Annotated in this window: 31 protein-coding genes; 16 read left to right on the plus strand and 15 right to left on the minus strand. The window is 69.4% G+C overall.

All coding sequences use genetic code 11. The annotated features are described in order from the left end of the window. Positions 1-43: 43 nt before the first annotated feature. Positions 44-466 carry a VOC family protein gene (locus DFR72_RS12050; protein ID WP_090063556.1) on the plus strand — a complete coding sequence of 141 codons (423 nt, stop codon included), beginning with the start codon at positions 44-46 and terminating at the stop codon, positions 464-466. On the opposite strand, the gene DFR72_RS12055 is transcribed toward DFR72_RS12050, so the two are convergent. Then, the gene (locus tag DFR72_RS12055) at positions 459-1,229 is read right to left on the minus strand and encodes a helix-turn-helix domain-containing protein (protein ID WP_090062599.1); all 771 of its coding nucleotides are present in this window, start codon (positions 1,227-1,229) and stop codon (positions 459-461) included. The two genes, DFR72_RS12050 and DFR72_RS12055, sit on opposite strands and share 8 nt — an antisense overlap. Positions 1,230-1,460: 231 nt before the next feature. Between DFR72_RS12055 and DFR72_RS12060 the strand changes: the two genes are divergently transcribed. The 3 genes from DFR72_RS12060 (at position 1,461) to DFR72_RS12070 (ending at position 5,968) form a co-directional block, all read left to right on the plus strand. Continuing rightward, positions 1,461-2,015, plus strand: coding sequence for a TIGR03086 family metal-binding protein (locus DFR72_RS12060; protein ID WP_090062598.1), 555 nt, complete (start codon positions 1,461-1,463; stop codon positions 2,013-2,015). An 8-nt stretch (positions 2,016-2,023) separates the two neighbouring features. After that, complete coding sequence (locus DFR72_RS12065; RefSeq protein WP_090062596.1) at positions 2,024-2,716, plus strand: aspartate/glutamate racemase family protein; 693 nt, start codon at positions 2,024-2,026, stop codon at positions 2,714-2,716. Positions 2,717-2,812: 96 nt separating this feature from the next. Then, a complete protein-coding gene (locus DFR72_RS12070; protein ID WP_090062595.1) occupies positions 2,813-5,968 on the plus strand; it encodes a S8 family peptidase in 3,156 nt (1,051 codons plus the stop codon). A gap of 39 nt (positions 5,969-6,007) precedes the next feature. Here the strand turns inward: DFR72_RS12070 and DFR72_RS12075 are convergent, their stop codons facing one another. Genes DFR72_RS12075 through DFR72_RS12095 form a run of 5 tightly spaced genes read right to left on the minus strand, consistent with a single transcriptional unit; the run spans position 6,008 to position 9,289 of the window. Further along, on the minus strand, positions 6,008-6,418 hold the full coding sequence (locus DFR72_RS12075; protein ID WP_211335419.1) for a YciI family protein: 411 nt from the start codon (positions 6,416-6,418) through the stop codon (positions 6,008-6,010). Positions 6,419-6,426: 8 nt separating this feature from the next. After that, positions 6,427-6,825: a VOC family protein gene (locus tag DFR72_RS12080; RefSeq protein ID WP_090062591.1), complete on the minus strand. Its 399-nt coding sequence runs from the start codon at positions 6,823-6,825 to the stop codon at positions 6,427-6,429. A 44-nt stretch (positions 6,826-6,869) separates the two neighbouring features. After that, complete coding sequence (locus DFR72_RS12085; protein WP_090062590.1) at positions 6,870-7,442, minus strand: TIGR03086 family metal-binding protein; 573 nt, start codon at positions 7,440-7,442, stop codon at positions 6,870-6,872. Between the two features lie 4 nt (positions 7,443-7,446). Further along, positions 7,447-8,118, minus strand: coding sequence for an RraA family protein (locus tag DFR72_RS12090; RefSeq protein WP_090062588.1), 672 nt, complete (start codon positions 8,116-8,118; stop codon positions 7,447-7,449). A 10-nt stretch (positions 8,119-8,128) separates the two neighbouring features. Further along, on the minus strand, positions 8,129-9,289 hold the full coding sequence (locus tag DFR72_RS12095) for an MFS transporter (protein ID WP_245982834.1): 1,161 nt from the start codon (positions 9,287-9,289) through the stop codon (positions 8,129-8,131). Between the two features lie 74 nt (positions 9,290-9,363). Between DFR72_RS12095 and DFR72_RS12100 the strand changes: the two genes are divergently transcribed. Together DFR72_RS12100 and DFR72_RS12105 are read left to right on the plus strand one after the other, a co-directional pair. Then, the gene (locus DFR72_RS12100; RefSeq protein ID WP_245982836.1) at positions 9,364-10,101 is read left to right on the plus strand and encodes a DeoR/GlpR family DNA-binding transcription regulator; all 738 of its coding nucleotides are present in this window, start codon (positions 9,364-9,366) and stop codon (positions 10,099-10,101) included. After that, a complete protein-coding gene (locus DFR72_RS12105) occupies positions 10,098-10,649 on the plus strand; it encodes an HAD-IA family hydrolase (RefSeq protein WP_090062583.1) in 552 nt (183 codons plus the stop codon). Before DFR72_RS12100 ends, DFR72_RS12105 begins: the two co-directional genes overlap by 4 nt. Positions 10,650-10,696: 47 nt before the next feature. Here the strand turns inward: DFR72_RS12105 and DFR72_RS12110 are convergent, their stop codons facing one another. From DFR72_RS12110 to DFR72_RS12130, 5 genes are all read right to left on the minus strand, one after another. Further along, a complete protein-coding gene (locus DFR72_RS12110) occupies positions 10,697-11,233 on the minus strand; it encodes a vitamin K epoxide reductase family protein (protein WP_090062581.1) in 537 nt (178 codons plus the stop codon). Next, positions 11,230-11,826: a DsbA family protein gene (locus tag DFR72_RS12115; RefSeq protein WP_090062579.1), complete on the minus strand. Its 597-nt coding sequence runs from the start codon at positions 11,824-11,826 to the stop codon at positions 11,230-11,232. Before DFR72_RS12115 ends, DFR72_RS12110 begins: the two co-directional genes overlap by 4 nt. Before the next feature lie 52 nt (positions 11,827-11,878). Next, complete coding sequence (locus DFR72_RS12120) at positions 11,879-12,250, minus strand: hypothetical protein (protein WP_090062578.1); 372 nt, start codon at positions 12,248-12,250, stop codon at positions 11,879-11,881. Between the two features lie 56 nt (positions 12,251-12,306). After that, positions 12,307-13,710, minus strand: coding sequence for a carboxylesterase/lipase family protein (locus tag DFR72_RS12125; RefSeq protein ID WP_245982837.1), 1,404 nt, complete (start codon positions 13,708-13,710; stop codon positions 12,307-12,309). 83 nt (positions 13,711-13,793) lie between these two features. Beyond that, positions 13,794-14,360, minus strand: a complete 567-nt coding sequence (locus DFR72_RS12130; RefSeq protein ID WP_090062575.1) for a TetR/AcrR family transcriptional regulator — start codon at positions 14,358-14,360, stop codon at positions 13,794-13,796. Between the two features lie 57 nt (positions 14,361-14,417). On the opposite strand from DFR72_RS12130, the gene DFR72_RS12135 reads away from it, so the two are divergent. Then, complete coding sequence (locus DFR72_RS12135) at positions 14,418-14,777, plus strand: hypothetical protein (RefSeq protein WP_090062573.1); 360 nt, start codon at positions 14,418-14,420, stop codon at positions 14,775-14,777. Positions 14,778-14,802: 25 nt separating this feature from the next. On the opposite strand, the gene DFR72_RS12140 is transcribed toward DFR72_RS12135, so the two are convergent. Then, a complete protein-coding gene (locus DFR72_RS12140) occupies positions 14,803-15,834 on the minus strand; it encodes an NAD(P)-dependent alcohol dehydrogenase (protein ID WP_090062571.1) in 1,032 nt (343 codons plus the stop codon). A 91-nt stretch (positions 15,835-15,925) separates the two neighbouring features. On the opposite strand from DFR72_RS12140, the gene DFR72_RS12145 reads away from it, so the two are divergent. The 3 genes from DFR72_RS12145 (at position 15,926) to DFR72_RS12155 (ending at position 17,618) form a co-directional block, all read left to right on the plus strand. Beyond that, the gene (locus tag DFR72_RS12145) at positions 15,926-16,513 is read left to right on the plus strand and encodes a TetR/AcrR family transcriptional regulator (protein WP_090062570.1); all 588 of its coding nucleotides are present in this window, start codon (positions 15,926-15,928) and stop codon (positions 16,511-16,513) included. A gap of 96 nt (positions 16,514-16,609) precedes the next feature. After that, a complete protein-coding gene (locus tag DFR72_RS12150) occupies positions 16,610-17,473 on the plus strand; it encodes a helix-turn-helix domain-containing protein (protein ID WP_170176234.1) in 864 nt (287 codons plus the stop codon). Further along, positions 17,451-17,618, plus strand: coding sequence for a DUF397 domain-containing protein (locus DFR72_RS12155; protein WP_090062567.1), 168 nt, complete (start codon positions 17,451-17,453; stop codon positions 17,616-17,618). The genes DFR72_RS12150 and DFR72_RS12155 overlap by 23 nt, the downstream gene beginning before the upstream one ends. Here DFR72_RS12155 and DFR72_RS12160 read toward each other — a convergent pair. Next, a complete protein-coding gene (locus tag DFR72_RS12160; RefSeq protein WP_090062565.1) occupies positions 17,615-18,661 on the minus strand; it encodes a M4 family metallopeptidase in 1,047 nt (348 codons plus the stop codon). The genes DFR72_RS12155 and DFR72_RS12160 overlap by 4 nt on opposite strands. A 158-nt stretch (positions 18,662-18,819) precedes the next feature. Between DFR72_RS12160 and DFR72_RS12165 the strand changes: the two genes are divergently transcribed. The 5 genes from DFR72_RS12165 to DFR72_RS45485 all read left to right on the plus strand — a co-directional run bounded on the left by DFR72_RS12165 (position 18,820) and on the right by DFR72_RS45485 (position 21,159). After that, on the plus strand, positions 18,820-19,284 hold the full coding sequence (locus DFR72_RS12165; RefSeq protein ID WP_090062563.1) for an SRPBCC domain-containing protein: 465 nt from the start codon (positions 18,820-18,822) through the stop codon (positions 19,282-19,284). Beyond that, positions 19,281-19,643: an ArsR/SmtB family transcription factor gene (locus DFR72_RS12170; protein WP_090062561.1), complete on the plus strand. Its 363-nt coding sequence runs from the start codon at positions 19,281-19,283 to the stop codon at positions 19,641-19,643. Before DFR72_RS12165 ends, DFR72_RS12170 begins: the two co-directional genes overlap by 4 nt. Beyond that, a complete protein-coding gene (locus DFR72_RS12175) occupies positions 19,640-20,101 on the plus strand; it encodes an SRPBCC family protein (protein WP_090062560.1) in 462 nt (153 codons plus the stop codon). Before DFR72_RS12170 ends, DFR72_RS12175 begins: the two co-directional genes overlap by 4 nt. 23 nt (positions 20,102-20,124) lie before the next feature. After that, the gene (locus DFR72_RS12180; protein WP_090063555.1) at positions 20,125-20,886 is read left to right on the plus strand and encodes an isocitrate lyase/PEP mutase family protein; all 762 of its coding nucleotides are present in this window, start codon (positions 20,125-20,127) and stop codon (positions 20,884-20,886) included. 96 nt (positions 20,887-20,982) lie between these two features. Further along, complete coding sequence (locus DFR72_RS45485) at positions 20,983-21,159, plus strand: hypothetical protein (protein WP_170176235.1); 177 nt, start codon at positions 20,983-20,985, stop codon at positions 21,157-21,159. A gap of 3 nt (positions 21,160-21,162) precedes the next feature. On the opposite strand, the gene DFR72_RS12190 is transcribed toward DFR72_RS45485, so the two are convergent. Next, positions 21,163-21,654, minus strand: coding sequence for an FBP domain-containing protein (locus tag DFR72_RS12190; protein ID WP_090062556.1), 492 nt, complete (start codon positions 21,652-21,654; stop codon positions 21,163-21,165). Between the two features lie 67 nt (positions 21,655-21,721). Here DFR72_RS12190 and DFR72_RS12195 point away from each other — a divergent pair, with 67 nt between their 5' ends. Continuing rightward, positions 21,722-22,288: a TetR/AcrR family transcriptional regulator gene (locus tag DFR72_RS12195; protein WP_090062555.1), complete on the plus strand. Its 567-nt coding sequence runs from the start codon at positions 21,722-21,724 to the stop codon at positions 22,286-22,288. Here the strand turns inward: DFR72_RS12195 and DFR72_RS12200 are convergent. Further along, entirely contained in the window at positions 22,239-22,637 is a 399-nt protein-coding gene (locus DFR72_RS12200) for a VOC family protein (RefSeq protein WP_090062553.1), read from the minus strand. The two genes, DFR72_RS12195 and DFR72_RS12200, sit on opposite strands and share 50 nt — an antisense overlap. Positions 22,638-22,641: the final 4 nt, after the last annotated feature.

The raw sequence follows: 22,641 nt of genomic DNA on the forward strand, positions 1-22,641 counted from the left end.
AACACGGCGGCGGCTCCGTCCCAGGGGCATGAGCATCAAGAGCATGCACCACGTGGGAATGACCGTCACCGACCTCGCGGCCGCCGTCGCGTTCTTCGAGGCACTGGGCATGGAGCTGGAGGGCAAGGCGCACATGGAGGGCGAGTTCGTCGACGGTGTCGTCGGACTCGACGGCTCCCGCAGCGACATCGCCATGATGAAGACCCCGGACGACCGGTACCGCATCGAGTTCAGCCAGTTCCAGACCCCGCGGAGCATCGACGGTGGCTCCCGCGCGCCGATCAACGCCCTGGGCCTGCGGCACGTCGCGTTCGTGGTCGACGACCTCGACGACACGCTCGCCCGCCTCGAACCGCACGGCGCCGAGCTGGTCAGGAACGTCGAGACCTACGAGGACATGCTGCGGACCTGCTACGTCCGCGGCCCTGAGGGCGTCCTCGTCGAGCTGTGCCAGTACTTCAGCTGAGCGCCCGCGCGTACGCCGTGGGGGAGACGCCGACGGTCTGCGTGAAGTCCCGGACGAGGTGGGCCTGGTCGCTGTAGCCGAGGTCGGCGGCCAGATGCGCCCACTCGACGTCCGCCTCGGCCCGTTCCAGCGCCTCGTGGATGCGGTACCGCAGGATGACCCACTTCGGACTCACCCCGACGTAGTCCGCGAACATCCGCTGCATCGTGCGCACCGCCACGCCGCAATCCCGTGCGAAGTCCGCCACCCGCCGGATCTCCCGGTCGTCCCGGATCCGCTGGACCAGCTCCATCGCCAGCGTCGCCTGGGCGTCGGCCACGGGTCCGAGCCCCAGCAGGAACGCGTCGAGCGCGGCCACCCGCTCGTCCTCGTCCTCCACGTCCAGAACCAGCGACGACGGGACGTCGAGCCGCACGTGCCGTCCGGTCCACTGCGACACCGGGTCGGCCAGGAACGGCCGGAACCCACCGGGCCGGAACTGCACGCCCGCCACCCGGATCCGCCCGTCGAGCACCCGGCTGAACAGCCCCAGGCCCACCCCGGCGATCTCCGGCTGGGCGAACCCGCGCTCGAAGACGATGTTCACGGACGGGTGCGGCACGACGTGCGAGGTGTACGGCGCGTCCAGCTGCCCGTCGATCAGCCAGTAGTGCTCCAGGTACGGCCGCAGCTCGGCGCACGGCATGCGCCGGCGGAACCGCACGCGGGCGAACAGCTCGCGCGCGTCGATGATCCCCCGAGTGTCACGACGTGGCCCCTGCACAGCGCGAATCCTAGTGCCGTGGCCGGCGGCCTTTGCCCCGTATTTCGGTGGTCAGACGGGTGCATCGTGGTGCCGGCCCCACGCCCTCATCCTGGTTGGATTCGGGCGTGGGGCCGGTGCCGCGAGGCGCCCTGCTGAGCGCCGGAAGACGCGGCGAAGGTTGCCGGTCACGGCACTGGGTTGGCGCGTTTCTTCAAGAGCGGCGAGACGCCCGGAAATAGGCTCGCACCCATGAAGCTCAGCGTTCTGCTCGACCGAGCCCGCGACCACGCACTGCCCGTCATCGCGAACATCACCGACGACGACCTGTCCAAGCCCACGCCGTGCGCCGACTACGACGTCCGAGCCCTGCTCGACCACCTGCTGCACGTCGTCGTGGAGTTCCAGAAGCTCGCCGCGAAGCAGGACGCCGACTTCAGCAGCACCCCGTCCTACCCGGACTGGCGCGACCGGTACCCGGCGGAGTCCGCGAAGCTCGTCGAGGCCTGGGGCCGGCCCGGTGCGACCGAGGGCATCGCCGGCAACATGAACATGCCCGCGCAGACGGTCGGCGGCCTGGCGCTGCTCGACCTCACCGTGCACGCCTCCGACCTCGCCCAGGCCACCGGTCAGCGCTTCGAACCCGACCCCGAGGTGTTCGCCGAGGTCGCCGGCCTCGTCGCCCAGATGGGACCGATGGCCGTCGAGTGGAAGGTCTTCAAGGAACCCGCCGAGGCACCGGCCGACGCGTCACCGTTCGAGCAGTTGCTGGCCACCACCGGCCGTGACCCGCGCTGGAGTGCTTGACTGGTCCCATGCTGACGATCGGGATGCTGGGCGGAATGAGCTGGGAGAGCAGCGCGGAGTACTACCGGCTGGCGAACGTACTGGTGCGCGAACACCTCGGTGGCCTGCACTCGGCGAAGGTCGTGCTGCACTCCGTCGACTTCGCCGAGGTCGAACGCATGCAGGTCGAGGGCCGCTGGGACGACGCGGGCAAGGCACTCGCCGAAGCCGCCGCGCAGGTGCAGGCCGGCGGCGCCGACTTCCTGCTGATCTGCACGAACACCATGCACAAGGTGTTCGACCAGGTCCAGGCCGCCGTCGACATCCCGGTGATCCACCTCGGCGACACGACGGCGCAGGCCATCAAGCGGGCCGGCTTCACCACGGTCGGCCTGCTCGGCACCGGCTTCACCATGGACCAGCAGTTCTACCGCGAACGCCTCGAGTCGCACGGCCTGAAGGTCCTGCTGCCGTCCGCCGAGGACCGCGCGATGGTGCACCGGGTCATCTACGACGAACTGTGCCTCGGCATCGTCCGCGAGCAGTCCCGCCGCGCCTATCAAGACGTGATCTCACGCTTCGAAGGGGCACAGGGCGTCATCCTCGGCTGCACCGAGATCGAACTGCTCATCACCCAGGCTGACGTGCAGCTTCCGGTGTTCCCGACGACCCGCCTGCACGTCGAGGCGGCCGTCGAACGGGCAATCCAGAACATTCTGTGAACATGTGATGCGGGCCACCCAGCAACGCGGCCACCGTGAGGAGTGTCTTAGTCACTGAGGGCTATTCCCTCCTCGGTGAACTAAGGGGAGTTCGCTTTGAAACGAACGCACATCGCCGCAGGTCTGACGGCTGTCGTGGTTGCCGCCACGGCAGCCGTTCCTGTTTCAGCGGCACCGCAGGAACACCAGGTACGCGCCGACGGGCTGACCACCAAGGTCACGCTCATCACCGGTGACGAGGTCACCGTCAGCAACGGCAAGGTCAACGCCAGAGGGGCGCAGGGCAGGGAAGACGTCGGGTTCCGCAGCTTCAAGGACACGCGCGGCGACCTGCACGTGGTCCCGCTCGACGTCCAGGCGGGGCTCAACTCCGGCCAGCTGGACGAGCGGCTGTTCGACGTCTCGCTGCTCGCCAGATCCGGCTACGACGACAGGTCCAGCAAGACGATTCCGCTGATCGTGCAGGGGCAGGCGATCAGCGCCGCGAACGCCGAGTCGTTGCCGAGCATCGGCGCGCACGCGATCACGATCGGCAAGGACGGCTCGTTCTGGGCCGGTGCCCGGGCGGCGGGCACCGGCAGGATCTGGCTCGACGGCAAGGTCACCGCGTCACTGGACCGCAGCGCCGCGCAGGTCGGCGCGCCCCAGGCGTGGGAGAAGGGCTTCACCGGCAAGGACGTCACCGTCGCCATCCTCGACACCGGCGTCGACGAGACCCACCCGGACCTCGCGGGCGCCGTCGTGGAGTCGAAGAACTTCTCCGACAGCGACACCACCGACGACCGCGTCGGCCACGGCACGCACGTCGCGTCCACCGTCACCGGCGACGGCAAGTACAAGGGCATCGCGCCCGACTCGAAGCTCATCAACGGCAAGGTGCTCGGCGACTTCGGCGGCGGCCGCGAGAGCGACATCATCGCCGGCATGGAGTGGGCCGCGGCCAAGGCCGAGGTCGTCAACATGAGCCTCGGCAGCTCGTGGCCCGACGAGGGCACCGACCCGATGTCGCTCGCGCTCAACCGCATCACCGAGCAGACCGGCGCGTTGTTCGTCGTCGCCGCCGGCAACTCCGGTAGCGCCATCGGCTCACCCGGCTCCGCCGACGCGGCCCTCACCGTCGGCGCCGTCAACCGTGACGACACCCTCGCCGAGTTCTCCTCGCGCGGCCCGCGCTGGATCAACAACGCCGTCAAGCCCGACATCACCGCGCCGGGCGTCGACATCGTGGCCGCGAAGGCCAAGAACGGCCAGATCGGCACGCCCGTCGGCGACGGCCACGTCGCGCTGTCCGGCACGTCGATGGCCACCCCGCACGTGGCGGGAGCGGCGGCGATCCTCGCCTCCCAGCACCCCGCCTGGAAGGCGGAGGACATCAAGGCCGCGCTGATGAACAGCGCCGAGCCCAACCCGTCGCTGACCATCTACGACCAGGGCGCCGGACGTCTCGACATCGGCCGCGCCGCGTCCGCCGGGGTCTCCACGGACCACGGCAGCATCTCGCTGGGCACCGCGCAGTGGCCGCACGACGACGACAAGCCCATCACGAAGAAGCTGACCTACCGCAACAACGGCACGTCCGACGTGACGCTCGACCTCAGCATCGCCGAGGTCAAGCCCGCCGGAGCCGGCCTGTTCAGCGTCTCGCCGGCCAAGCTCACCATCCCGGCCGGCGGCACGGCCGACGCCACGGTCACCGCCGACACCAAGGCCGCCATCGCGGACGGCGTCTACGGCGCGGTCGTCCTGTCCTCCGACGGCGTGCGCGTGCCGATCGGCGTCGTGAAGGAGGTCGAGAGCTACGACGTGAAGCTCACGTTCCTCGACCACAACGGCGCGGCGACGCAGTACTACGACTACCGGTTCGTCAGCCTCGACCAGCCGCAGGCGTACTTCCGCCACGACCCGTCCGGCACGCTCGTGCAGCGCCTGCCCAAGGGCAAGTACTTCCTCGACGGCACGATCAGCACCCGTGACCCCGACCCGACCAAGGGCGGCCTGACCACCGCGCTGACCGAACCGGCGCTGGAGGTCAGCGGCAACACCGAGATCGTGTTCGACGCACGGCAGGGCACCCAGCCGGTGATCGCGGTCGACCAGAAGGACGCCAAGGCGGCGTCCGCGGGCCTCGGGTTCCTGATGCAGGCCAACTGGGGCGAGACCGGCGGCACCTGGTACCTCAACAGCTTCGACTCGATCCGCGTCCGCCCGTCGACGACGTCGTGGCCGAAGTTCGACTTCTACGCCGAGTCCGTGATGGCCAAGCCGGACGCCAACGGCAAGTTCGACGGCAGCCCGTACCAGTACCACGTGAGGATCAGCGAGAAGACCCGCGTGCCGGCGAACCTGCAGCGTTCCGTCAAGGACCGCGAACTGGCTCGCGTCAACTCCGTCACGCACGCCCGCGTGCCGGGCTCGATCGGCCAGCGCGACAACGGCGCCTCCGGCCCGCTGCCGTTGCGGCTCAAGGAGTTCTACACGCCGGACGTCGAGTGGTCCGGCGGTCTGACCGAGTTCACGAAGCTCGGCGAGTGGCCCGCCCTCGGCTCGCAGTACTCGGTCGCACCACGGGTGTTCAAGCTCGGCCGCACCACCACCGAGCACTGGAACAGCGCCGTCTACGGCCCCGGTGTACCGCATGCCCCCGGCACTGTGCGCTTCGCCGGACGCGTGGGCAACTCGCTGCGCCTGGACCTGCCCGTGCACAGCTCGCAGGGCATGTACGGGTACTCCTCGCCGACCACCGGCCGCACCACGGTCACGCTGGACGGCAAGGTCATCTCCGACCTCCCGGAGGCCGGCTACGCCAACATCCCGAACCTGCCGGCGGAGAAGAAGCGCTACACAGTCCACACCGAGGCGACCCGCGACTCGTTCTCGTCGCAGGTGACCGCGGACTGGTCGTTTTACTCCGAGCACGTCCCCGGCGACCTCTACCAGTCGGTGCCGCTGCTGGCCGTCCGGTTCGCACCCGCGCTGGACGAGAACAACCGCGCCGGCCGCGTCGCCACCGTGCCGATCACGGTGGAACGCAACGGAACGGGCCCCGTCACGAACATCAAGGACCCTGCGGTGCAGGTGTCCTACGACGAGGGCAAGACGTGGAAGCCGGTGCCGCTGCGCAAGACGCGCGCCGGCTGGCAGATGACGCTGATCCACCCGCACGGAGCCAAGAACGTGTCGTTCAAGGCTCGGGCGGCGGACGCGGGCGGTGACGTCCAGCAGACGATCATCCGCGCGTACGACCTGAGGTGACCGCGTGAGGGGCCGGGCTTCGTGCCCGGCCCCTCACTGCTACTTCTCGTACGGTGCCAGGGTTTCCGAGTCCACGTCGGGCGCTCCCATGATCGGGTGCACCTCGATCGGCTGGTTCAGGAGCTTGCCACCGGGCCCAGGGCACGCCGAGGCCTTGCGGGCGATCTCCAGCAGCCGGTCGTGGCTGTCGACGTCGACCACCCAGTACCCGGCGATGACCTCCTTGGACTCCGCGAACGGACCGTCGACCACGACCGGCCCGTCGTCGCTGCCCCGCACCACGAACGCCCGCGCGGGGCCGCTCAGACCCTCGGACTGCAGCAGCTCACCGGAGGCGCGCAGTTCGGCGTCCAGGTCGCGCATGTAGGCGATCATGCGGTGCATGTCCTCGTCGGACCAGGCGGCGAGGCCCTCCCAGTCCTCCTGACTGCCGCCGTAGCTGACCAGCATGTACTTCACTACTTCCACTCCCCACCGGTCGCGCGGGCCTTGATCTCCTGCACGGCCCAGCTGTTGCCGTCCGGGTCGTCGAAGAAGATGAACGACCCTCCGTCCGCCTCGTTCATGCGCACGATCTCGCCGACCTCGACGCCGCGCTCGACGAGCTGCGCGCGGGCCTTCTCCAGGTCCGACACGACGAGTTGCACGCCCTTCAGCGTCCCCGGTTCGCCCTTGACGATGCCCTTGCCCATGACGATCGAGCAGCCGGAGCCGGGCGGGGTGAGCTGCAGGACGCGGGTGTCCTCGTTGAACGTCGTGTCGTGGTCGACCTTGAAACCGAGCTGCTCCTCGTAGAAGCGCTTCGACCTGTCGAGGTCCGACACCGGTACGACGACGACTTCCAGGGTCCAGTCCATGTCATTCCTCTCAGCGGCTGTCCTTCACGCACCCGTCGAAGTGCTCAGGGACTTTTCGACATGGGGTCCCGGCCCACATACCCGAGCAGCCGGTCCTGCAGCGAAGCGTCGTCGGGCACCGGGATCTCGGCGCCGTAGACCTCGATGCCGGGACCGAACGCGCCGGGTGTGCGGAAGCGTTCCATCAGGTCGGCGGGCACCGACGTCGCCGTCGCCCAGAGGCGTTCCACGTCGGCCGCGGGGATCGTCTCGTCCTGGCCGGTGGCTCGGGCGAGGTCCCAGCCGTGCAGCACCAGGTCGTCGCTGACGACCTGGTCGACGTGCTCTTCGAGTGTCATCGGGCCGGCGGGTGTGGAGACCTCGCTGCGGGCGCGGTCCGAGTCCAGGGCCTCCTGGACCTGGCGACGGGTCTCGCGGAAGTCCGTGAGCGGGTCTTCGGTGCGTGGGATCGGCTGGCCGAGCATCACGCCGTGCATGTCGATGACGTGGTCCACGACCTCAAGTGCCGTCCACTGCGCACACGGCGAGGGGTTGGTCCACGCGTCGGATTTCACCTGCGCGACCTTCGCCTCGAACGCGTCCGCCCGGACCCGGTATCTGGCCGAAATCGATGTCATGGCCTCACTCCTCGACGGCGCCGCCGATCTTGCGCAGGTGTTCGCGGAACGTCAGCCCGCTCTCCAGGTACTCGCCGAACCGCAGCTGGCCGCGCAGGGACTCACCCTGCCGCACGCGGTCCGCCTGCGCTCGTTCGACATCCCGGATACCGCGCGCCTTCTCGATGAGCGCGCCGGCATGGGACGCAGGTACGAACAGCACGCCGTCGTCGTCGCCGAACACGATGTCGTCGGACGTGACGGTCCACTGGCCGATCTCGGCCGTTGAGAGGGCCTCGGGTGCGCGGTCACGCAGGCTCAGCGGCCCCGTCGGGTTCGCGCCGAGGCTGAACACCGGCAGCCCGATCGCCCTGATGTCCTGGGTGTCGCGGTGCAGACCCCAGATGACGACGCCCGCGAGCCCGGCCTTCTGCGCCTCGAGCACGATCAGGTCGCCCACGCAGGCCTCGTCGGTGCGGGCGTCGTTGTCGACGACGAGCACGTCGCCGGGCTCGCTGCGTTCGATGGCCTCCAGGAAGACGTCGACGCTGCCCGCGTGCCGGGCGGGCAGCACGCGGCCGCCGGTCTTCGAGCCGGGGATGACCGGCGTCAGGGAGACGGTGCGGACCGGGATGTCGGCCCGGATGCACGCGTCGGCGAGGTGTGCGGTGGTGAGATCCAGAGTGGCGAGATCCATGCGCGCATTCTTACGCCGAGACCTTCTCCTCGGCGGAATCGGTGCGCAACACGCCCGCGGACAGTGCGGCGACCAGGCACAGCGCCACCGGCAGCAGGAACGCGATGTTGAGCGGCACGAAGTGCGTCAGCCAGCCGATCACCGCAGGCCCGGCCAGCACGCCGAGGTAGCCGAGCCCCGCGACGCGCGAGACGTTGACACCCGCCGCACCGGGTTCCGCGTGGCCCGCCGCGCTGAACAGCTGCGGAACCGTGCCCGACAGACCGATGCCGGCGATCGCCCAGCCCACCAGCGCCAGCCAGATCCACGGCGAGAGCGCGGCCGTCGCGATGCCCGCCGCGCCGATCACCGAGCCCCAGCGCAGCACCGCCATCGGCCCGATCTTCGCGCTGACCCGGTCCGCGAGCAGCCGCCCGACGGTCATCGTCGTGGCGAACGCGCCGTAGGCGAGAGCGGCGATCTGCGGGGACGCGTCGAGGACGTCCTGCAGGTGCAGCACGCTCCAGTCGTTCGCGGCACCCTCGCTCAGCATCACCAGCAGGGCGAGCACCGCCATGATCCAGATCCGGCGGGGGGCCTTGCGCTTGCCGGTCTGCTCGGTGGCGTGCTGCGACTCCTTCTCGGCCAGCAGGAACCTCGCGGTCACGAGGCTGACGACGACGCCGAGCACGGCCGCGGCGCCGAGGGTCGTGGCGGGGGAGAGTTCCCAGCTCAGCGTGCGGGCACCGGTCAGCGCGGCGGCCACACCGCCGAGCGACCACGTCGCGTGGAACGCCGACATCACCGGACGGTCGTAGTGCCGCTCGACCACCACGGCGTGCGCGTTCATGCTGACGTCGATCAGGCCGTTGCCGAAGCCGAAGACGAGCAGCGCCGCACCGAGCGTCCACTGGTCGACCGCCACACCGGGCAGGAACGCCGTCACGCTGCACACGACACTGGCCAGCGGCACGACCAGCTTCACGCCCACGCGGTCGGTGAACTTGCCGCCGAGCCGCATGCCGATGAACGCGCCCAGCCCGAGCAGCAGCAGCAACCGGCCGAGCTCGGCGTGACTTGTGCCCGTGCGGTCCTCGACCGTCGGGATGTGCACGAGCCACAGCCCGAGCAGGAACCCGTTGAGGGCGAAGTACGTGAAGGTGGCGACCCGCGCGGCCTTGAGAGCGTTCACTTGCATCACGCTAACGAACGATTCGCATGTTCGAAAGATTGAGTTTCGAACATCACTGATGTTCAATCACGACTGTGTCCCGACTGAAGCAGATCACCGAGGCGGTCCGCGACGCCGGCTCGCTCGGTGTGGCGGACCTGGCGTCGCTGACCGGCGCCTCCGAGATGACCATCCGCCGCGACCTGGAGGTCCTCGCAGCTCAGGGCGTCCTGGAACGCTATCGCGGCGGCGCCAGGAGCCTGCTCCTGCGCGGTTCCGAACCCCCGTTCTCGCTGCGCTCGGACGAGAACATGGCCGCCAAGCGCCGCATCGCCGCCGCCGTGGCCGCCCTGATCGCGGACGGCGAGTCGGTCGTCCTGGACAGCGGCACCACGTGCCTCGAAGTGGCCCGCCTGCTGCACGACCGACGCCTGACCGTCATGCCGTTGTCCCTGCACGCCGTGAACGCACTGTCTTCTTCTTCGACTCTGACGTTGCTCGTCCCCGGCGGCCGCCCACGCCCCGGCGAACTGGCACTCACCGGCCCGCTGACCCTGGCCTCGCTGCAGGCGCTGCGCTTCGACACCGCGGTCATCGGCTGCTGTGGCCTCTCCGCGGAACACGGCCTGACCGCCTTCGACCTGGAGGACGCCTCGGTGAAACGAGCCGCCATCACCTCGGCCCACCGCGTCATCGCCGCCGTGGACGCCTCGAAACTCACCCGCACCGCCCTGGCCCACGTGGCACCGGTGTCCTCTTTGGACGCCGTGGTCACCGACGCGGACAGCGCCGAGGCCCTGACCGCCGCCGGCGTCGCGGTGGTGACGGCATGATCGTGCTGTTCGACATGTTCGGCGTCATCGCCCGCGACCAGTCACCCGAGGTCATGGCCACGATGAGCACCGAGCCGGAGTTCTGGGACGCCTACTGGGCCCACCGCCCCGCCTACGACCGCGGCGACGTGACAGCGAGCGAGTACTGGGCCCTCGTGGGCCACCCGCCGCTGGTCGAGGAGGACGTGGCCAGCTGGAACCGCGTCGACTACGAGATGGTCGCGCTGCTGCACGAACTGCACAACGCGGGCCGGCGCATCGCGTTGCTGTCCAACATCCCCGAGGATCACGCCCAGAACTTCGAGCGCACCTACGCGTGGCTCGACCTGTTCGAGGTGCGCGCGTTCTCGTGCCGGATCGGTCACGCCAAGCCGGACCGCGCGGCCTTCGAGTGGTGCCGTGACGCGTTGGGGGACGACGACATCCTGTTCGTGGACGACCGGCTGGAGAACGTGCGGGCCGCGGAGCTTGCCGGGATGCGCGGGCACCACTTCACGGGGATCGACGGGCTGCGTCCCGTGCTACTCGGTGCTGCCAGAGATGCCTAGGAGGGCCCGGCCGGCCGTCTCCGCGAACGCCGGCCGGGCCACTGGTGCTAGACGAGCGACGACCAGTAGAACCAGAACGCCTGCAGCACCCCGCCGATGATCACCAGGTACCACAGGATCAGCACGACGCTGTGGAACTGGAACGTCGGCCGGATGTTGCGCAACGTCGTGTACCAGAAGATCGGGATCATCACCGCCCACACGACCATGCAGTACGGGCACAGCGCACCGATCTCGTACAGCGACTGAACGATCAGCCAGTGCACGAACAGCACCCCGAACGTGACCCCGACCTGCAGCCCGATCCACACCCACGACGGCAGCGACACCCCGGCCAGCAGCAGCACACCGAGAGTCGTCACCACCGCGAAGCCCGCGATGCCGAGCAACGGGTTGGGGAACCCGAACAGCTCGGCCTGCGCGGTCTTCATGATCGAGCCGCAGCTCAGCACCGGGTTGATGCTGCACGTCGGCACGTAGAACGGGTCTTTGAGCAGCGCGATCTTCTCGATCGTCAGCACGAACGACGCGACCAGGCCGACGAACCCGCCGACCGCGAGGACCCAGGCGACGATCCGGTTCACGAACGCACCTTCTCGATCGCTGCCTTCAGCGCGTCGTAGGTGGGCGCGCCGGTGAACTTGGTGCCGTTGATGAAGAACGTCGGCGTGCCGGTGACGCCTGCCTTGCTGCCCTCGGTGCGCTGGGCGAGCACGCGCTCGCGCAGCGCCGGGTCGTCCAGAGCCTTGTCGAACGCGGCCTGGTCGAGGCCGAGCTGCTGGGCGAAGCCGGTGAACGCCGCGCGCTGCGAGGTCTGCTGACCGGCCCACTCCTGCTGCGCGTCGAACATCAGCCGGAACATGTCGTCCCGCTTGCCCTGCGCGCCCGCGGCCTCGACCGCGACGGCGGCCAGTTCGGAGTTGCGGTGGCTGGGGATCGGGAAGTGCCGCACGTCGAACGTCACGCGCTCGCCGTACTCGGTCTTCAGCCTCTCCACGCCGGGGTAGGCGGCGCGGCACGACGGGCATTCGAGGTCGAGGTACTCGACGACGGTCACCCTGCCGTCGGCGGACTGGGGTGCCGCGGTGGTGTCGTTGCGGCTGAACAGGAGGAAACCGGCGACCACGACCGCCACGACGGCGACGATGATCAGGGACAGACGAGCGTTCTTGGACATGGCAGAACTCCACGTGTGGCGAAGGAAGACGGACCCGGAGAACGGGTTCGGTCTAGGCGCGCAGCACGCAGAGCTGCGTCAGCCGCACTTCCAGCCGGCGTGAAGGGGGAGACAGCACAGAGGGCAGGCGCACCAGCAGCAGCTGGAACGAGCCGGACCGCCGCAGCACGGCGAACCCGATCAGCACGGCCAGCGCCACCACCAGGCAGGCGCCGGCGACGAGAAGGCCCTCGACCAGGCCACCGTCGTCGGTCAGGTCGGCGTGGGCGACCGCGTGGGTGCTCGACGTCGGGCACTGCGCGGTCCAGGCGAACTCCGTCTCACACGGCGTGCCCTGCATCATCGCGACCCCGGCGACCAGCGCGAGCACCGCGAAGACCCGCGCGAGATACGCGCGGGTTCGCGAGCTGCGGGTGCCGGGCACTCCACCAGGGTAGCGATGATCGAAGCAGACCCCGGTGAAGGCCCCACTGGTACGGCCTAGCGCCAGAACGCCAGCCGGTGCTCGGCGGCGTAGTCGACGCGTCCGATCGCGCCCGGAGCAAGTGACTGCACGTACTGGCCCTCGGAGAACCGCGGCCACCCCGGCGTTCCGGTGCGGGCGAAGTCCGTCCACGCCTTGATCATGTGGTCGGACAGGCCGCGGTCCTTCGTGAAGTCCTCGTCGGGGAACAGGTAGTCGATGTCCGACGAGTGGTTCGCGCCGTGCAGTTCCTTGGGGAACTCCGGGTCCGTGGCCGCGTTGCGGTCAGCGAACTCGAACGCGTAGACGGGCGCCTTCTTCGCGTACAGCGTGTTCTGCTGGAACGTCGCCCGTGCCCACATGCGGTCTGTCAGCAGCGTCGCCCATGCCTGCTTCGGTGACGCGAACGCGCTGACCGGGTACTCGCGCTCGATCTCGGCCGCACGGTCGGGGAACGCCTCCCGCACGAGCCGTGAGTAGTCCTCAGCGGACATCGGGTCCGGCCGGAACAGCCCGACGAAGCTGTTGTGCTCGTCGCGCGTCGCGCCGGCCAGGATCGGCACGTCGGCGAACTCGCCCGACTCCAGCGACTCGGCCGGGAGCCGGGGGAGCGACGAGCCGCCGTAGCCGACGGACTGGAAGATGTTCATGATCTGCGGGTGGTCGAGCAGCTTCTCCACCGGCAGTCGCCGCAGGCACTCGACGTCCGTGCAGCCCAGTTCGGCGCTGATCATCCTGCCGATCTCCTGGATCTCCGGCACCGGCCGCCACGCGAGTGACGGCAACGCCTCCAGGTCCGGGAACCAGGCGCCGCGAGGCACATCCACCAAGGTGAACGAGCTGTGCATGATCGCCTTGTGGAACAAGGGCCGCTGCCCGATCAGGTGCGCGCTCACCGCGGTCGCCCCGAAGGACACCCCGAACAACGTCACGTTGCCCGGATCCCCGCCGAAGCCGGAGATGTTGCGTTGGACCCACTCCAACGCCGCGCGCTGGTCGAGCAGCCCGAACTCACCGGAGTGCTCGAGGCCCGGCAGGCCGAAGCCGCCGAACACACCCATCCGGTAGTTGAACGTCACCACGACGACATCCCCCTGCCGCGCAAGGCGTTCCGCGTCGAAGAAGTGCCCGGCCCCGATCGCGCCGTCGCCGTGCACCCACACCAGCACCGGCTTGCGGCCGGCCACCGAAGGCGTCGTGACGTTGGCGAACAGGCAGTCCTCGTCGGTGCTCTTCGTCTCTGAGTAGCTCGATCCGACCTGCGGACACGGACTGCCGGGCTGGAAAGCGTCCCGCACCCCGTTCCACGCCGCCGCGCGCACCGGCGGCTCCCAGCGAGCCGCGCGGGCGTACGGAACCCCCTGGAACCGCAGATGCCCGTCCCGCACCTCGCCCCGAACCTGCCCCGTATCGGTCGTCACGACGTCCGATGGCATGGCTTCCCCTCTCCCGCACGCGCTGAGCAGCAGTGATGCGGCAACTAGCAACGTCCCCCGACGCATGGTCAACCCCTTGTGGCCAGGTCGACGGCCGCGACCAACTCCTGCTCGCAGACGTCGAGATCGAGTGATCCGGACCGCTGCACAACGCTGTTGCGCAGCGCGAGGACGAACACGGCCATGACGTCCGGGTCGAACGCGCGGAACTCGCCGGCGTCCTGCCCCTGCCGCAGCAGGTCGGCGAGCCCTGCGTGATCGGAGTCGGCGATGCCCCCGTCCGTCACCGCCGCGTGTGCCTTGATGCGCAGGAACGCCACCATGTCCTCGCGGTGTTCGCGCAGAAACGCGATGTTGGCGACCAGGAACGCCCTCAGTTCCTGGCGGGCGCTCGCCTGGTTCATCCGCGTGCTCACGAACCCTTGGAAGCGCTCCAAGATGTCCGCGAACACGACGTCGACGAGCTCCTGCTTGTTCCTGAAGTGGTACGAGATCAGCCCCGTGCTGCTCAGCCCCGCACGCGCCGCGATGGCCTTGAACGACGTCTCCGCGTAGTCCAGCTCCGCGATCGTGGCGATCGCCGCCGCCACGATCTGCGCCCGCCGGGCCTGCTCGGTCACGGACTTTGCTCGCATGAGCAAAACTTAGCACGGCTGAGCAAAATGAGGTGCGCACGCAGTTAGGATCGGCTTGTGACCAGGAGATCTCCGCAGGAGAAGAAGGCGTTGAGCTACGCAAGGGACGCCCGCAACTGCTACGGACAGAGTGACAAGGGCTCGCGCAAGGCCATCGCCAGGAACAAGCGCGCCAACGTCCGGGCGGACCGGCGCCGCGAGCAGGTGGTGCTCGTCCAGGCCCGGCCCGATGACATCGACTCCGAACTCAAGCGCGAGCGTCTCCCGTCGAAGCGCTGGCGCAAGCTCGCCGACGCACCACTCGCCGACGTCGTGGCCGGCAAGCTGCGGCGGCGGGCTGCCGCGGGCATCATCGACGAGGAGCAGGCGGAGGCGAAGATCGCCAGGATGCCGCGGGTCAGCCGCCGGACGCCCTGAAAGCGATCAGCGCTGCCACGGCACGTCAGCCGAGGTCGGACAGGTCGAGGACGAACCGGTGGCGGACGTCACCGCGGTCGAGCCGGTCGAGGGCCTCGGCGACGCGGGCCGACGGCAGGACCTCGACGTCGGCGGTGATGCCGTGGGCGGCGCAGAACTCCAGCATGGCGGTGGTGGCGGGAAGACCCCCGCTGCCACCGGAGCTCAGCTTCTTGCGGCCGACGAGCAGGTCCATCGTCTCCAGGCTGATGGCGCCGAGGTAGCCGACCTGGCTCAACGTCCCGTCCACGGCCACCAACCTGAGGTAAGGGCCGAGGTCGTGGGCCACGGGGATGGTGTCTATCAGCACGTCGAACCGGTCGCGGGACGCCTCCACGCTCTCCGGGTCGGTGGAGACGACGACATCGCGGGCACCAAGGCGGATCGCGTCGCTCGCACGGTCGGCCGACCGGCTCACGACCGACACCTCGGCGCCCAGGGCGGCCGCGAACTTGACCGCGAGGTGGCCCAGCCCGCCCAGGCCGGCCACCGCGACGCGCGTCCCCGGACCCACTCCCAGGGCGCGCATCGGCTCCCACACCGTGATCCCCGCGCACAGCAACGGCGCCGCGGCAGCCGGGTCGAGTTCGGACGGCAGGGGATGGGCGAACCGGTCGCGGACCACGTACTCGCGGGAGAAGCCGCCCAGCGTCGTCGTCCCGTCGTGGCGGTCGGTCCCGCCGTAGGTGAGCGTGGGGAACTCGCGGCAGAAGTTCTCCTGGCCCATCGCGCACATCGTGCACACGCCGCAGGAGTCGACGATGTTGCCGACGGCGACCGGGTCACCGACCCGGAACTTGGTCACCTCGGAACCGATGTCCAGGACGACCCCGGTGAACTCGTGACCCGGCACGAGCACGCCCTTGCCATCGTGTGCGCGCAACGAGTGCAGGTCGGTGTGGCAGACGCCGCAGAAGTCCACGCGGACCGCGATGTCGTCGTGCCGCAGGTCACGGCGGGACAGCGGCACCCGGTGCAGCGCGTGTCCGTCGGCCTGCCAGCCGGTGGTGCTTCGCATGACTCTCCTTAAACAGACTGTTCGGTCTATTTGACGCTACCCCCAGAGGGACCGCAAAGTAAACCGACTGTTCTGTCAGTACAGTTCAGTCATGTCCGACCAGCAGCTGACCGCCCGTGGCGCGGCCACGCGGCAACGCATCATCGACGTGGCCACCCGTGAGTTCGCCGAGCACGGCATCGCCGGGGCCCGCATCGAACGGGTCGTCGCCGCGGCGCGCACCAACAAGGCGCAGCTCTACGCCTACTTCGGCAACAAGGAAGGGCTGTTCGACGCGATCTTCTTCGGCTCGCTGGAGCGGATCGTCAACGTCGTGCCCATCGACGCCACCGACCTGGCGGACTGGGCCGTGCGCCTCTACGACGAGTACATCGAGCGCCCCGAACTCATCCGGCTCGCGACCTGGGCCCGACTGGAACGACGCCCCACCGGCCACCTGGTCGCCGACACCGATCGCCTGGACCAGAACAAGCTGCAGGCGATCACCGACGCGCAGCAGGCGGGGCTGGTCCGCGCCGGCGACCCCTTCGACGTGATGGCCATGGTCATCGCGATGTCGATGGCGTGGTCACCGGTCAGCAACGTCTACGCGGCCACCAGCGACGAACCCGCCGAGACCCACGACCGCCGCCGGGACTTCCTGCGCGAGAGCGTCCGCCGCGCGGTCGCGCCGTCCTAGGCCAGGGGTTTGGAACTCATCCAAAGGACATGCTTTCAGGTTGACCTGCGGCGAATGGGTGGAGCCAAACGGAACGCCGCCTCTACCGTCCCCCGCATGCCTTTGCGGAGATCAACGGTGCGCGGCCGCGAGTTCGGTGACGCGATACGGGCGCTGCTGCGAGCGGCCGACCTCACCAACCGCGCCGCCGCCGAGTTGCTGGGCTGGCAGGAAGCCAAGGTCTCGGAACTGGTCAACGGCAAGGAAGGCGTGAGCGACGTCGACCTGGCCAAGTTGCTGGGCCTGCTGCGCACGCCGCCCGACGAGTTCGACCACCTGATGGCGCTGCACCACGAAACGCACCAACGAGATTGGCTGCAACCCAAGGCCGGCACCAAGGACAGAGCGCGGACGCTGCGCGAGCAGGAGCAAAAGGCGACTGGCATCACCGGTTGGTCGATGAACGTCGTGCACGGCCTGGTGCAAGCCCCCGACTACATCGCCGCCATGGTCAACTCGTCACGGCAGCTGTCCGAAGAAGAGCGCCCCGCCGCGATCCGAAACCGGATTGAGCGTCAGAACGGCGCTCTTGACGGCTATCGGACCGTCGTGCTCTTCATTCACGAGCAGGCTCTTCGTCTGCCGGTGGGGAGTCCGGATGTCATGGCAGACCAGCTTCACCACCTGCTGCGCGTGTCGGTCCGGCCCTACCTGACGATTCGAGTGATTCCCACGGCGATCGGGCCGCATGACGGTCTGTCCGGCTCGTTCGACATGCTGACCTTCAAGAAGATTCCGCCGCTCGTCTACGTGGAGAGCGAGGGAGCTACGGTGTTCCTCGAAGATCAGCCTTCGGTCGGTCTCTACGAAGACGTGCTGAAGTCACTCGGACGGACGGCGTTGGACGAGCTGCAAACCAGGAAGCTGATCACCGACATCATCGGTGAGGAGTCTTGTCATGACCTGCTGGCGGAAGAGTAGCTACAGCGCTACCGACACCAACTGCGTCGAGGTGGGGCGCGGCGTCGGCATCCGCGACAGCAAGGCGCCCTCCGTCGAACTCCCGCTCACGGCTCACCAGTGGGCACCGCTGCTGCGGTTGGTCAGGACTCATCCCGCGGTCTAGCTCACTCCGACGTCGGCCCACGCCCCGCGCACCACGCCCGCGACGTCGCTGCCGAACAACGCCTGCGCGGACGCGGTGGTGGCCGCGGCGGCGTCGGCGAAGTTCGAGTTCACACGCAGTTTCGTGGCGAGCGCGTCGTACCAGACCTTGCCCGCCCGGTCCCAGGCGTTGCCGCCGAGCCGGGTCGCCGCGAGGTGGAACGCCTTGTTCGGGATGCCGGAGTTGATGTGGACGCCGCCGTTGTCGTTGCGCGGGTCGCCGTCGTCGGGCAGGTCGACGTAGGAGCGCATGTGGGCGGGCTGGCGGTCGAACTGGTGGGCGCGGCCGGGGTCCTTCATCGACCGCAGCGCGACGCCCTGCAGCTGGGTGCCGAGGATGCCCGCGCCGATGAGCCAGTCGGCCTGGTCGGCGGGCTGGGCCGCCGAGTGCTGCTTGACCAGCGAGCCGAAGACGTCGGCCATCGACTCGTTGAGGGCACCCGGCTGCTTCCGGTAACGCAGGCCGGCCGTGTACTGGACGACGCCGTGCGTGATCTCGTGGCCGACGACCGTGATGTCGCGGCAGAGGGCGCCGGGCTGGAAGACCTCGCCGCTGCCGTCGCCGTAGACCATCTGCGTGCCGTCCCAGAAGGCGTTGTCGAAGCCGCGTCCGAAGTGGACGGATGAGACGAGCCTGAGGCCGTTGTCGTCGACGCTGTGGCGGCCCAACACGTCGCGGTAGAAGTCGTAGGTCCTGTCGGCGTTGTCGTAGGCGTCGTTGACGGCGGGGTCGGCCGCGGCGCCGCCGCCCTCCTTGCGGCGCAGGACGCCGGGCAGGGTGCGCTCGTCGCCGCCCCGGACGTCGTGCACGGCCTTGAACTCGCCGGCCGGGCCGCGCAACTGGGCGGCGTTGAGGTCGAGGAACTGCACGGCCTCGGTGAGCGTCTCGCGTTGCGTGCGCAGGGCGGCGGAGGCGATCAGGGTCGCGATGGTGTCGCGGAGGTCGACGTTGCCGGCTTCGGCGAGTTCGATCAGCAGGTGGGCGGGCAGGATCGAGCAGACCATGTCGTTCCCCTCTTTTCCTTCTCGTACCAGGGGAGAGGTCCGCCCCGGCGCTCGAATACACCCACCGACGGCTCGCGCAACTAAAGGTTGCGCAAGTCGGAGGTGCCGGTTAGGTTGAAGTGCAACCGATGGTTGCACTTCAAGTGAGGAGAACCGGCGTGGAACACGGAAGCATCGAACGCGAGCTGCACATCGAGGCCACCCCCGAGGTGGTCTACGAGGTGGTCAGCTCTCCCGAGCACCTGCGCGAGTGGTGGCCCGACGACGCCGAGCTCGACCCCGTGCCCGGCGGCACCGGCACGATCACCTTCGGCGACCCGGCCTCGCCGGACGCGAAGGTCGAACACCTCACGGTCGTCGAGGCCGACCCGCCCCGCCGGTTCGCGTTCCGCTGGGTGTACGACCAGGGCGCGTCGGCGGCGCCGGGCAACTCGCTGCTCGTCACGATCGACCTCGTGCCCTCCGGTGGCGGCACGCTGCTGCGCTTCAAGGAGACCGGGTTCCGCGAGCGCGGTTGGGAGGCCGCCGTGCTGGAGCAGGCCTACGCCGACCACGTCCAGGGCTGGGACCACTTCCTCCCGCGTCTCGTCGCGCGGGCCGAGCTGCTGGTCGCGCGGCCGTGAGCGCGGCGATCGACGACGACCTCTGGTCCGCGGTGGGCGACCCGACCCGCCGCCGGATGCTCGACCTGCTGCTGAGTGACGGCGGCGGCACCGCGACAACGCTGAGCGAACGGCTCCCGGTCACCCGGCAGGCGGTCGCCAAGCACCTCGGCGTGCTCGACCGCGTCGGACTGGTGCACGTGACACCGGCCGGACGCGAGCGCCGCTACGAGGTGGACGAGGCGCAACTCGCCCGCGCGGTCGCCCAGCTGACCGCGGTCGGCACCACCTGGGACGCCCGGCTGCAGCGGATCAAGCGGATCGCCGAGCGGATCCAGCGCGGCACAGCGGATCGAGAGACGGGAACGGACCAGTCATGACGACGCAGGCGCCGCGCACCGAGCGCGGCTACACCACCTCGTACACGGTCGAGCAGTCGCCGGACGAGGTCTACGCGGCCGTCCTGGACGTCCGAGCCTGGTGGACCGGCGAGGTCGAGGGACGTGCCGACGAGGTGGGCGCCGAGTTCACCTACCGGCATCCGCCGCAGCACTACAGCCGTCAGCGCGTGACCGAGCTGACGCCGGGCAGCCGCGTGGTCTGGCAGGTCACGGACAGTCTGCTGTCCTTCGTCTCGGACCCGGCCGAGTGGACCGGCAGCGAGATCGTGTTCGACATCGTCCCCGCCGACGGCGGTGCGGAGCTGAGGTTCACCCACGTCGGCCTGGTGCCGGACGTCGAGTGTTTCGGCGCGTGCTCCACGGCGTGGCTGCACTACGTCAACGGCAGCCTGCGCAGCCTGGTCACCACCGGACAGGGCCTGCCGGATCCGTGGTGACGACCGAGGAACAGGAGAACGTGATGTCCGATCTGGCCGCCAAGGCCGATCTCCTTCGTTCGCTGCACGTGCCGGGCGACCCGCTCGTGCTGCCGAACGCCTGGGACGTCGGCAGCGCCCGCGCGGTCGTCGACGCGGGCTTCCCGGTGATCGCGACGGCGAGCAACGCGATCGCCGCGGCGCTGGGCCACGACGACGGTGAAGGGGCGCCGAGGGACGAGATGATGTTCGTCGCCGCGCGCATCGTGGCGTCGGTCGACGTCCCGGTGACGGTCGACGCCGAAGCCGGGTACGGACTTGCTCCCGGCGAGCTGGTCGAGCTGCTGACCGGGATCGGTGCCGCCGGCTGCAACGTCGAGGACACCGACCACGCGAACGGCGGCCTGGTGGACGCCGGCGTGCGCGCCGCCTACATCGGGGAGATGCGTGCGGCCGCGAACCGGATCGGGGTGCCGCTGGTGATCAACGCGCGGGTCGACTCGTTCTTCCCCGCTTCGCCGTTCTCCGGGAACGAGAGGCTCATCGACGCCATCGGCAGGGCGCGGGCGTACTGGGCGGCCGGCGCGGACTGCGTGTTCGTGCCGGGAGCCGGACCCGAGGACCTCCGCGCGGTGGTCACCGAGGTCGGCGCCCCGGTGAACGCCGGGCTGCCGTTGCGGGGCGGGTCGCTGCAGGCGCTTCGTGCGGCCGGGGTCGCGCGCGTGTCGGTGGGTCCTCAGCTCTACCGCAGCGCGCTCGGCCACCTGCGCGCTGACCTCGAGCCGCTCGGCGGGTCCGCTGCGTGACGACCCGCCGAAGGTCGGTATTCGCGTAATTGCCGCCCGTGAGCGCCGTCACAGGTGCATGCTGTGTGCACCAGCTCAACCCGAGGACTGATGACCATGACGAGTGCGACCGCGGGCTCCCGCCACAACTGGGAGACCGATCTGGAGCGCTACCGGACCAGGGCGGTCCAGGTGCTCGACACGCACCTGCCCGCGACGACCGGCTGCACCGAATGCGGAGACCCGTGGCCCTGTGCCCGCGCGTGCTCCGCCGAGTTGGTGCTCGAACTCTGAGACCTACGAGCTCACCCGGTCCAGGAACGCGCTGATCCCGGACATCATCCGTTCGACCTGGTCGTCGAGTGTGATCGATTCGTGGAACCGCGAGCCCGGTCCCGCGCTCTTCTTGCCGCGCAGGTACAGCGAGCAGGCCAGGTCGGCGCAGACGTAGACGCCGACCGTGTTGCCCAGTTGTCCCGACTTGCCGGCCTTGCGCGCGCTCATCAGCGACACGCCGTCCCCGGAATGCGTGGTCAGGCACCACGAGCACATCGTCTTGCGCGCCCGTCCGGCCTGCGCGGCCCTGCGCAGGGCGATGCCGGTGAGCCGTCCGTCCAGCTCGATCACCAGGTACGAGCGGTCGGGCGCGGCCGAGTCGGTCCAGCCGAGGAAGTCCAGGTCGTCCCACGGCCGCGCGCCCAGATCCCTGGGTACGTGCATGCGCTTCGCCTCGCCCTTGGTGGAATTGACGAAGGACGCGCGGATGTCGTGTTCGGTCAGCGGCTTCATGACCAGGGACGCTAGGCTTACCTAGAGGTCCTAGGCAAATTATTAAGGACCCTAGGAAGGGTGACGGATGGCACGTGCGGGGCTCACGGCCGACCGCCTCACGCAGGCGGCGGCGGACCTGGCGGACGAGGTCGGCTTCGAGAACGTGACGGTGTCCGCGCTGGCCCGGCACTTCGGTGTGAAGGACGCCTCGCTCTACTCGCACATCCGCAACGCCCAGGACCTGCGCGTGCGCCTGGCCGTCCTCGCGCTCGCGGAACTCGCCGACCGGGTGGCGGAGTCGATCGCGGGCCGCTCGGGAAAGGACGCCCTGGTCGCGTTCGCCAACGCCTACCGCGCCTACGCCTGCGAGCACCCCGGCCGGTACTCGGCGACGCAGATGGCGCTCGACCCGGACGTGGCCGCCGAGAGCGCGGCCGGCAAGCACTCCGAGATGACGCGCGCGCTGCTGCGGGGCTACGACCTGTGGGAACCCGACCAGACCGACGCCGTGCGGCTGCTGCACAGCACTTTCCACGGGTTCGTCTCGCTGGAACGCTCCGGGGCGTTCCACAGCCACCCGCGCGGCGTCGAGGCGTCGTGGCTCAGAGCCCTGGACGCGCTGGACTCGGTACTGCGGGCGTGGCCCGCCTGAAGAAGTTGACCAGGTTGCCGTCGGGGTCGCGCACCAGCAACGAGCGGTTGCCCCACGGCATCGTGGTGGGCTCCTGGACGACCTCGGCGCCGGCCAGCTTCGCGTGCACGCCCTCCACGTCGTCGACCTCGAACTCGACGATGACGCTGCGGTTGGCACCCGGTTCGGCCGAACCGGCGGCGAACGACGCCACGGTGCGGATGCTGCCGACCGCGAGGGTGCCGGTCGAGGTCCTGATCTCGGCGAAGTCCTCGTTCGCCCAGGTCGCGTCCACTCCCGTGGCACGTTCGTAGAAGCCGGCGAGACGGGCGACGTCGGTGGTGATGATGCGGATCGATACGAAGTCCATGAGC

It is taken from the genome of Lentzea flaviverrucosa (assembly GCF_003350445.1).
Lineage (GTDB): Bacteria > Actinomycetota > Actinomycetes > Mycobacteriales > Pseudonocardiaceae > Lentzea > Lentzea californiensis.

Excerpts from the sequence above, each read along its gene's own strand:
- DFR72_RS12050 (WP_090063556.1), top strand. The coding sequence starts at position 44 with ATGCACCACGTGGGAATGACCGTCACCGACCTCGCGGCCGCCGTCGCG.
- DFR72_RS12060 (WP_090062598.1), top strand. The coding sequence starts at position 1,461 with ATGAAGCTCAGCGTTCTGCTCGACCGAGCCCGCGACCACGCACTGCCC.
- DFR72_RS12065 (WP_090062596.1), top strand. The coding sequence starts at position 2,024 with ATGCTGACGATCGGGATGCTGGGCGGAATGAGCTGGGAGAGCAGCGCG.
- DFR72_RS12075 (WP_211335419.1), bottom strand. The coding sequence starts at position 6,418 with ATGCTGGTCAGCTACGGCGGCAGTCAGGAGGACTGGGAGGGCCTCGCC.
- DFR72_RS12080 (WP_090062591.1), bottom strand. The coding sequence starts at position 6,825 with ATGGACTGGACCCTGGAAGTCGTCGTCGTACCGGTGTCGGACCTCGAC.
- DFR72_RS12085 (WP_090062590.1), bottom strand. The coding sequence starts at position 7,442 with ATGACATCGATTTCGGCCAGATACCGGGTCCGGGCGGACGCGTTCGAG.
- DFR72_RS12090 (WP_090062588.1), bottom strand. The coding sequence starts at position 8,118 with ATGGATCTCGCCACTCTGGATCTCACCACCGCACACCTCGCCGACGCG.
- DFR72_RS12105 (WP_090062583.1), top strand. The coding sequence starts at position 10,098 with ATGATCGTGCTGTTCGACATGTTCGGCGTCATCGCCCGCGACCAGTCA.
- DFR72_RS12115 (WP_090062579.1), bottom strand. The coding sequence starts at position 11,826 with ATGTCCAAGAACGCTCGTCTGTCCCTGATCATCGTCGCCGTCGTGGCG.
- DFR72_RS12130 (WP_090062575.1), bottom strand. The coding sequence starts at position 14,360 with ATGCGAGCAAAGTCCGTGACCGAGCAGGCCCGGCGGGCGCAGATCGTG.
- DFR72_RS12140 (WP_090062571.1), bottom strand. The coding sequence starts at position 15,834 with ATGCGAAGCACCACCGGCTGGCAGGCCGACGGACACGCGCTGCACCGG.
- DFR72_RS12145 (WP_090062570.1), top strand. The coding sequence starts at position 15,926 with ATGTCCGACCAGCAGCTGACCGCCCGTGGCGCGGCCACGCGGCAACGC.
- DFR72_RS12150 (WP_170176234.1), top strand. The coding sequence starts at position 16,610 with ATGCCTTTGCGGAGATCAACGGTGCGCGGCCGCGAGTTCGGTGACGCG.
- DFR72_RS12155 (WP_090062567.1), top strand. The coding sequence starts at position 17,451 with ATGACCTGCTGGCGGAAGAGTAGCTACAGCGCTACCGACACCAACTGC.
- DFR72_RS12160 (WP_090062565.1), bottom strand. The coding sequence starts at position 18,661 with ATGGTCTGCTCGATCCTGCCCGCCCACCTGCTGATCGAACTCGCCGAA.
- DFR72_RS12175 (WP_090062560.1), top strand. The coding sequence starts at position 19,640 with ATGACGACGCAGGCGCCGCGCACCGAGCGCGGCTACACCACCTCGTAC.
- DFR72_RS12180 (WP_090063555.1), top strand. The coding sequence starts at position 20,125 with ATGTCCGATCTGGCCGCCAAGGCCGATCTCCTTCGTTCGCTGCACGTG.
- DFR72_RS45485 (WP_170176235.1), top strand. The coding sequence starts at position 20,983 with ATGACGAGTGCGACCGCGGGCTCCCGCCACAACTGGGAGACCGATCTG.
- DFR72_RS12190 (WP_090062556.1), bottom strand. The coding sequence starts at position 21,654 with ATGAAGCCGCTGACCGAACACGACATCCGCGCGTCCTTCGTCAATTCC.
- DFR72_RS12195 (WP_090062555.1), top strand. The coding sequence starts at position 21,722 with ATGGCACGTGCGGGGCTCACGGCCGACCGCCTCACGCAGGCGGCGGCG.
- DFR72_RS12200 (WP_090062553.1), bottom strand. The coding sequence starts at position 22,637 with ATGGACTTCGTATCGATCCGCATCATCACCACCGACGTCGCCCGTCTC.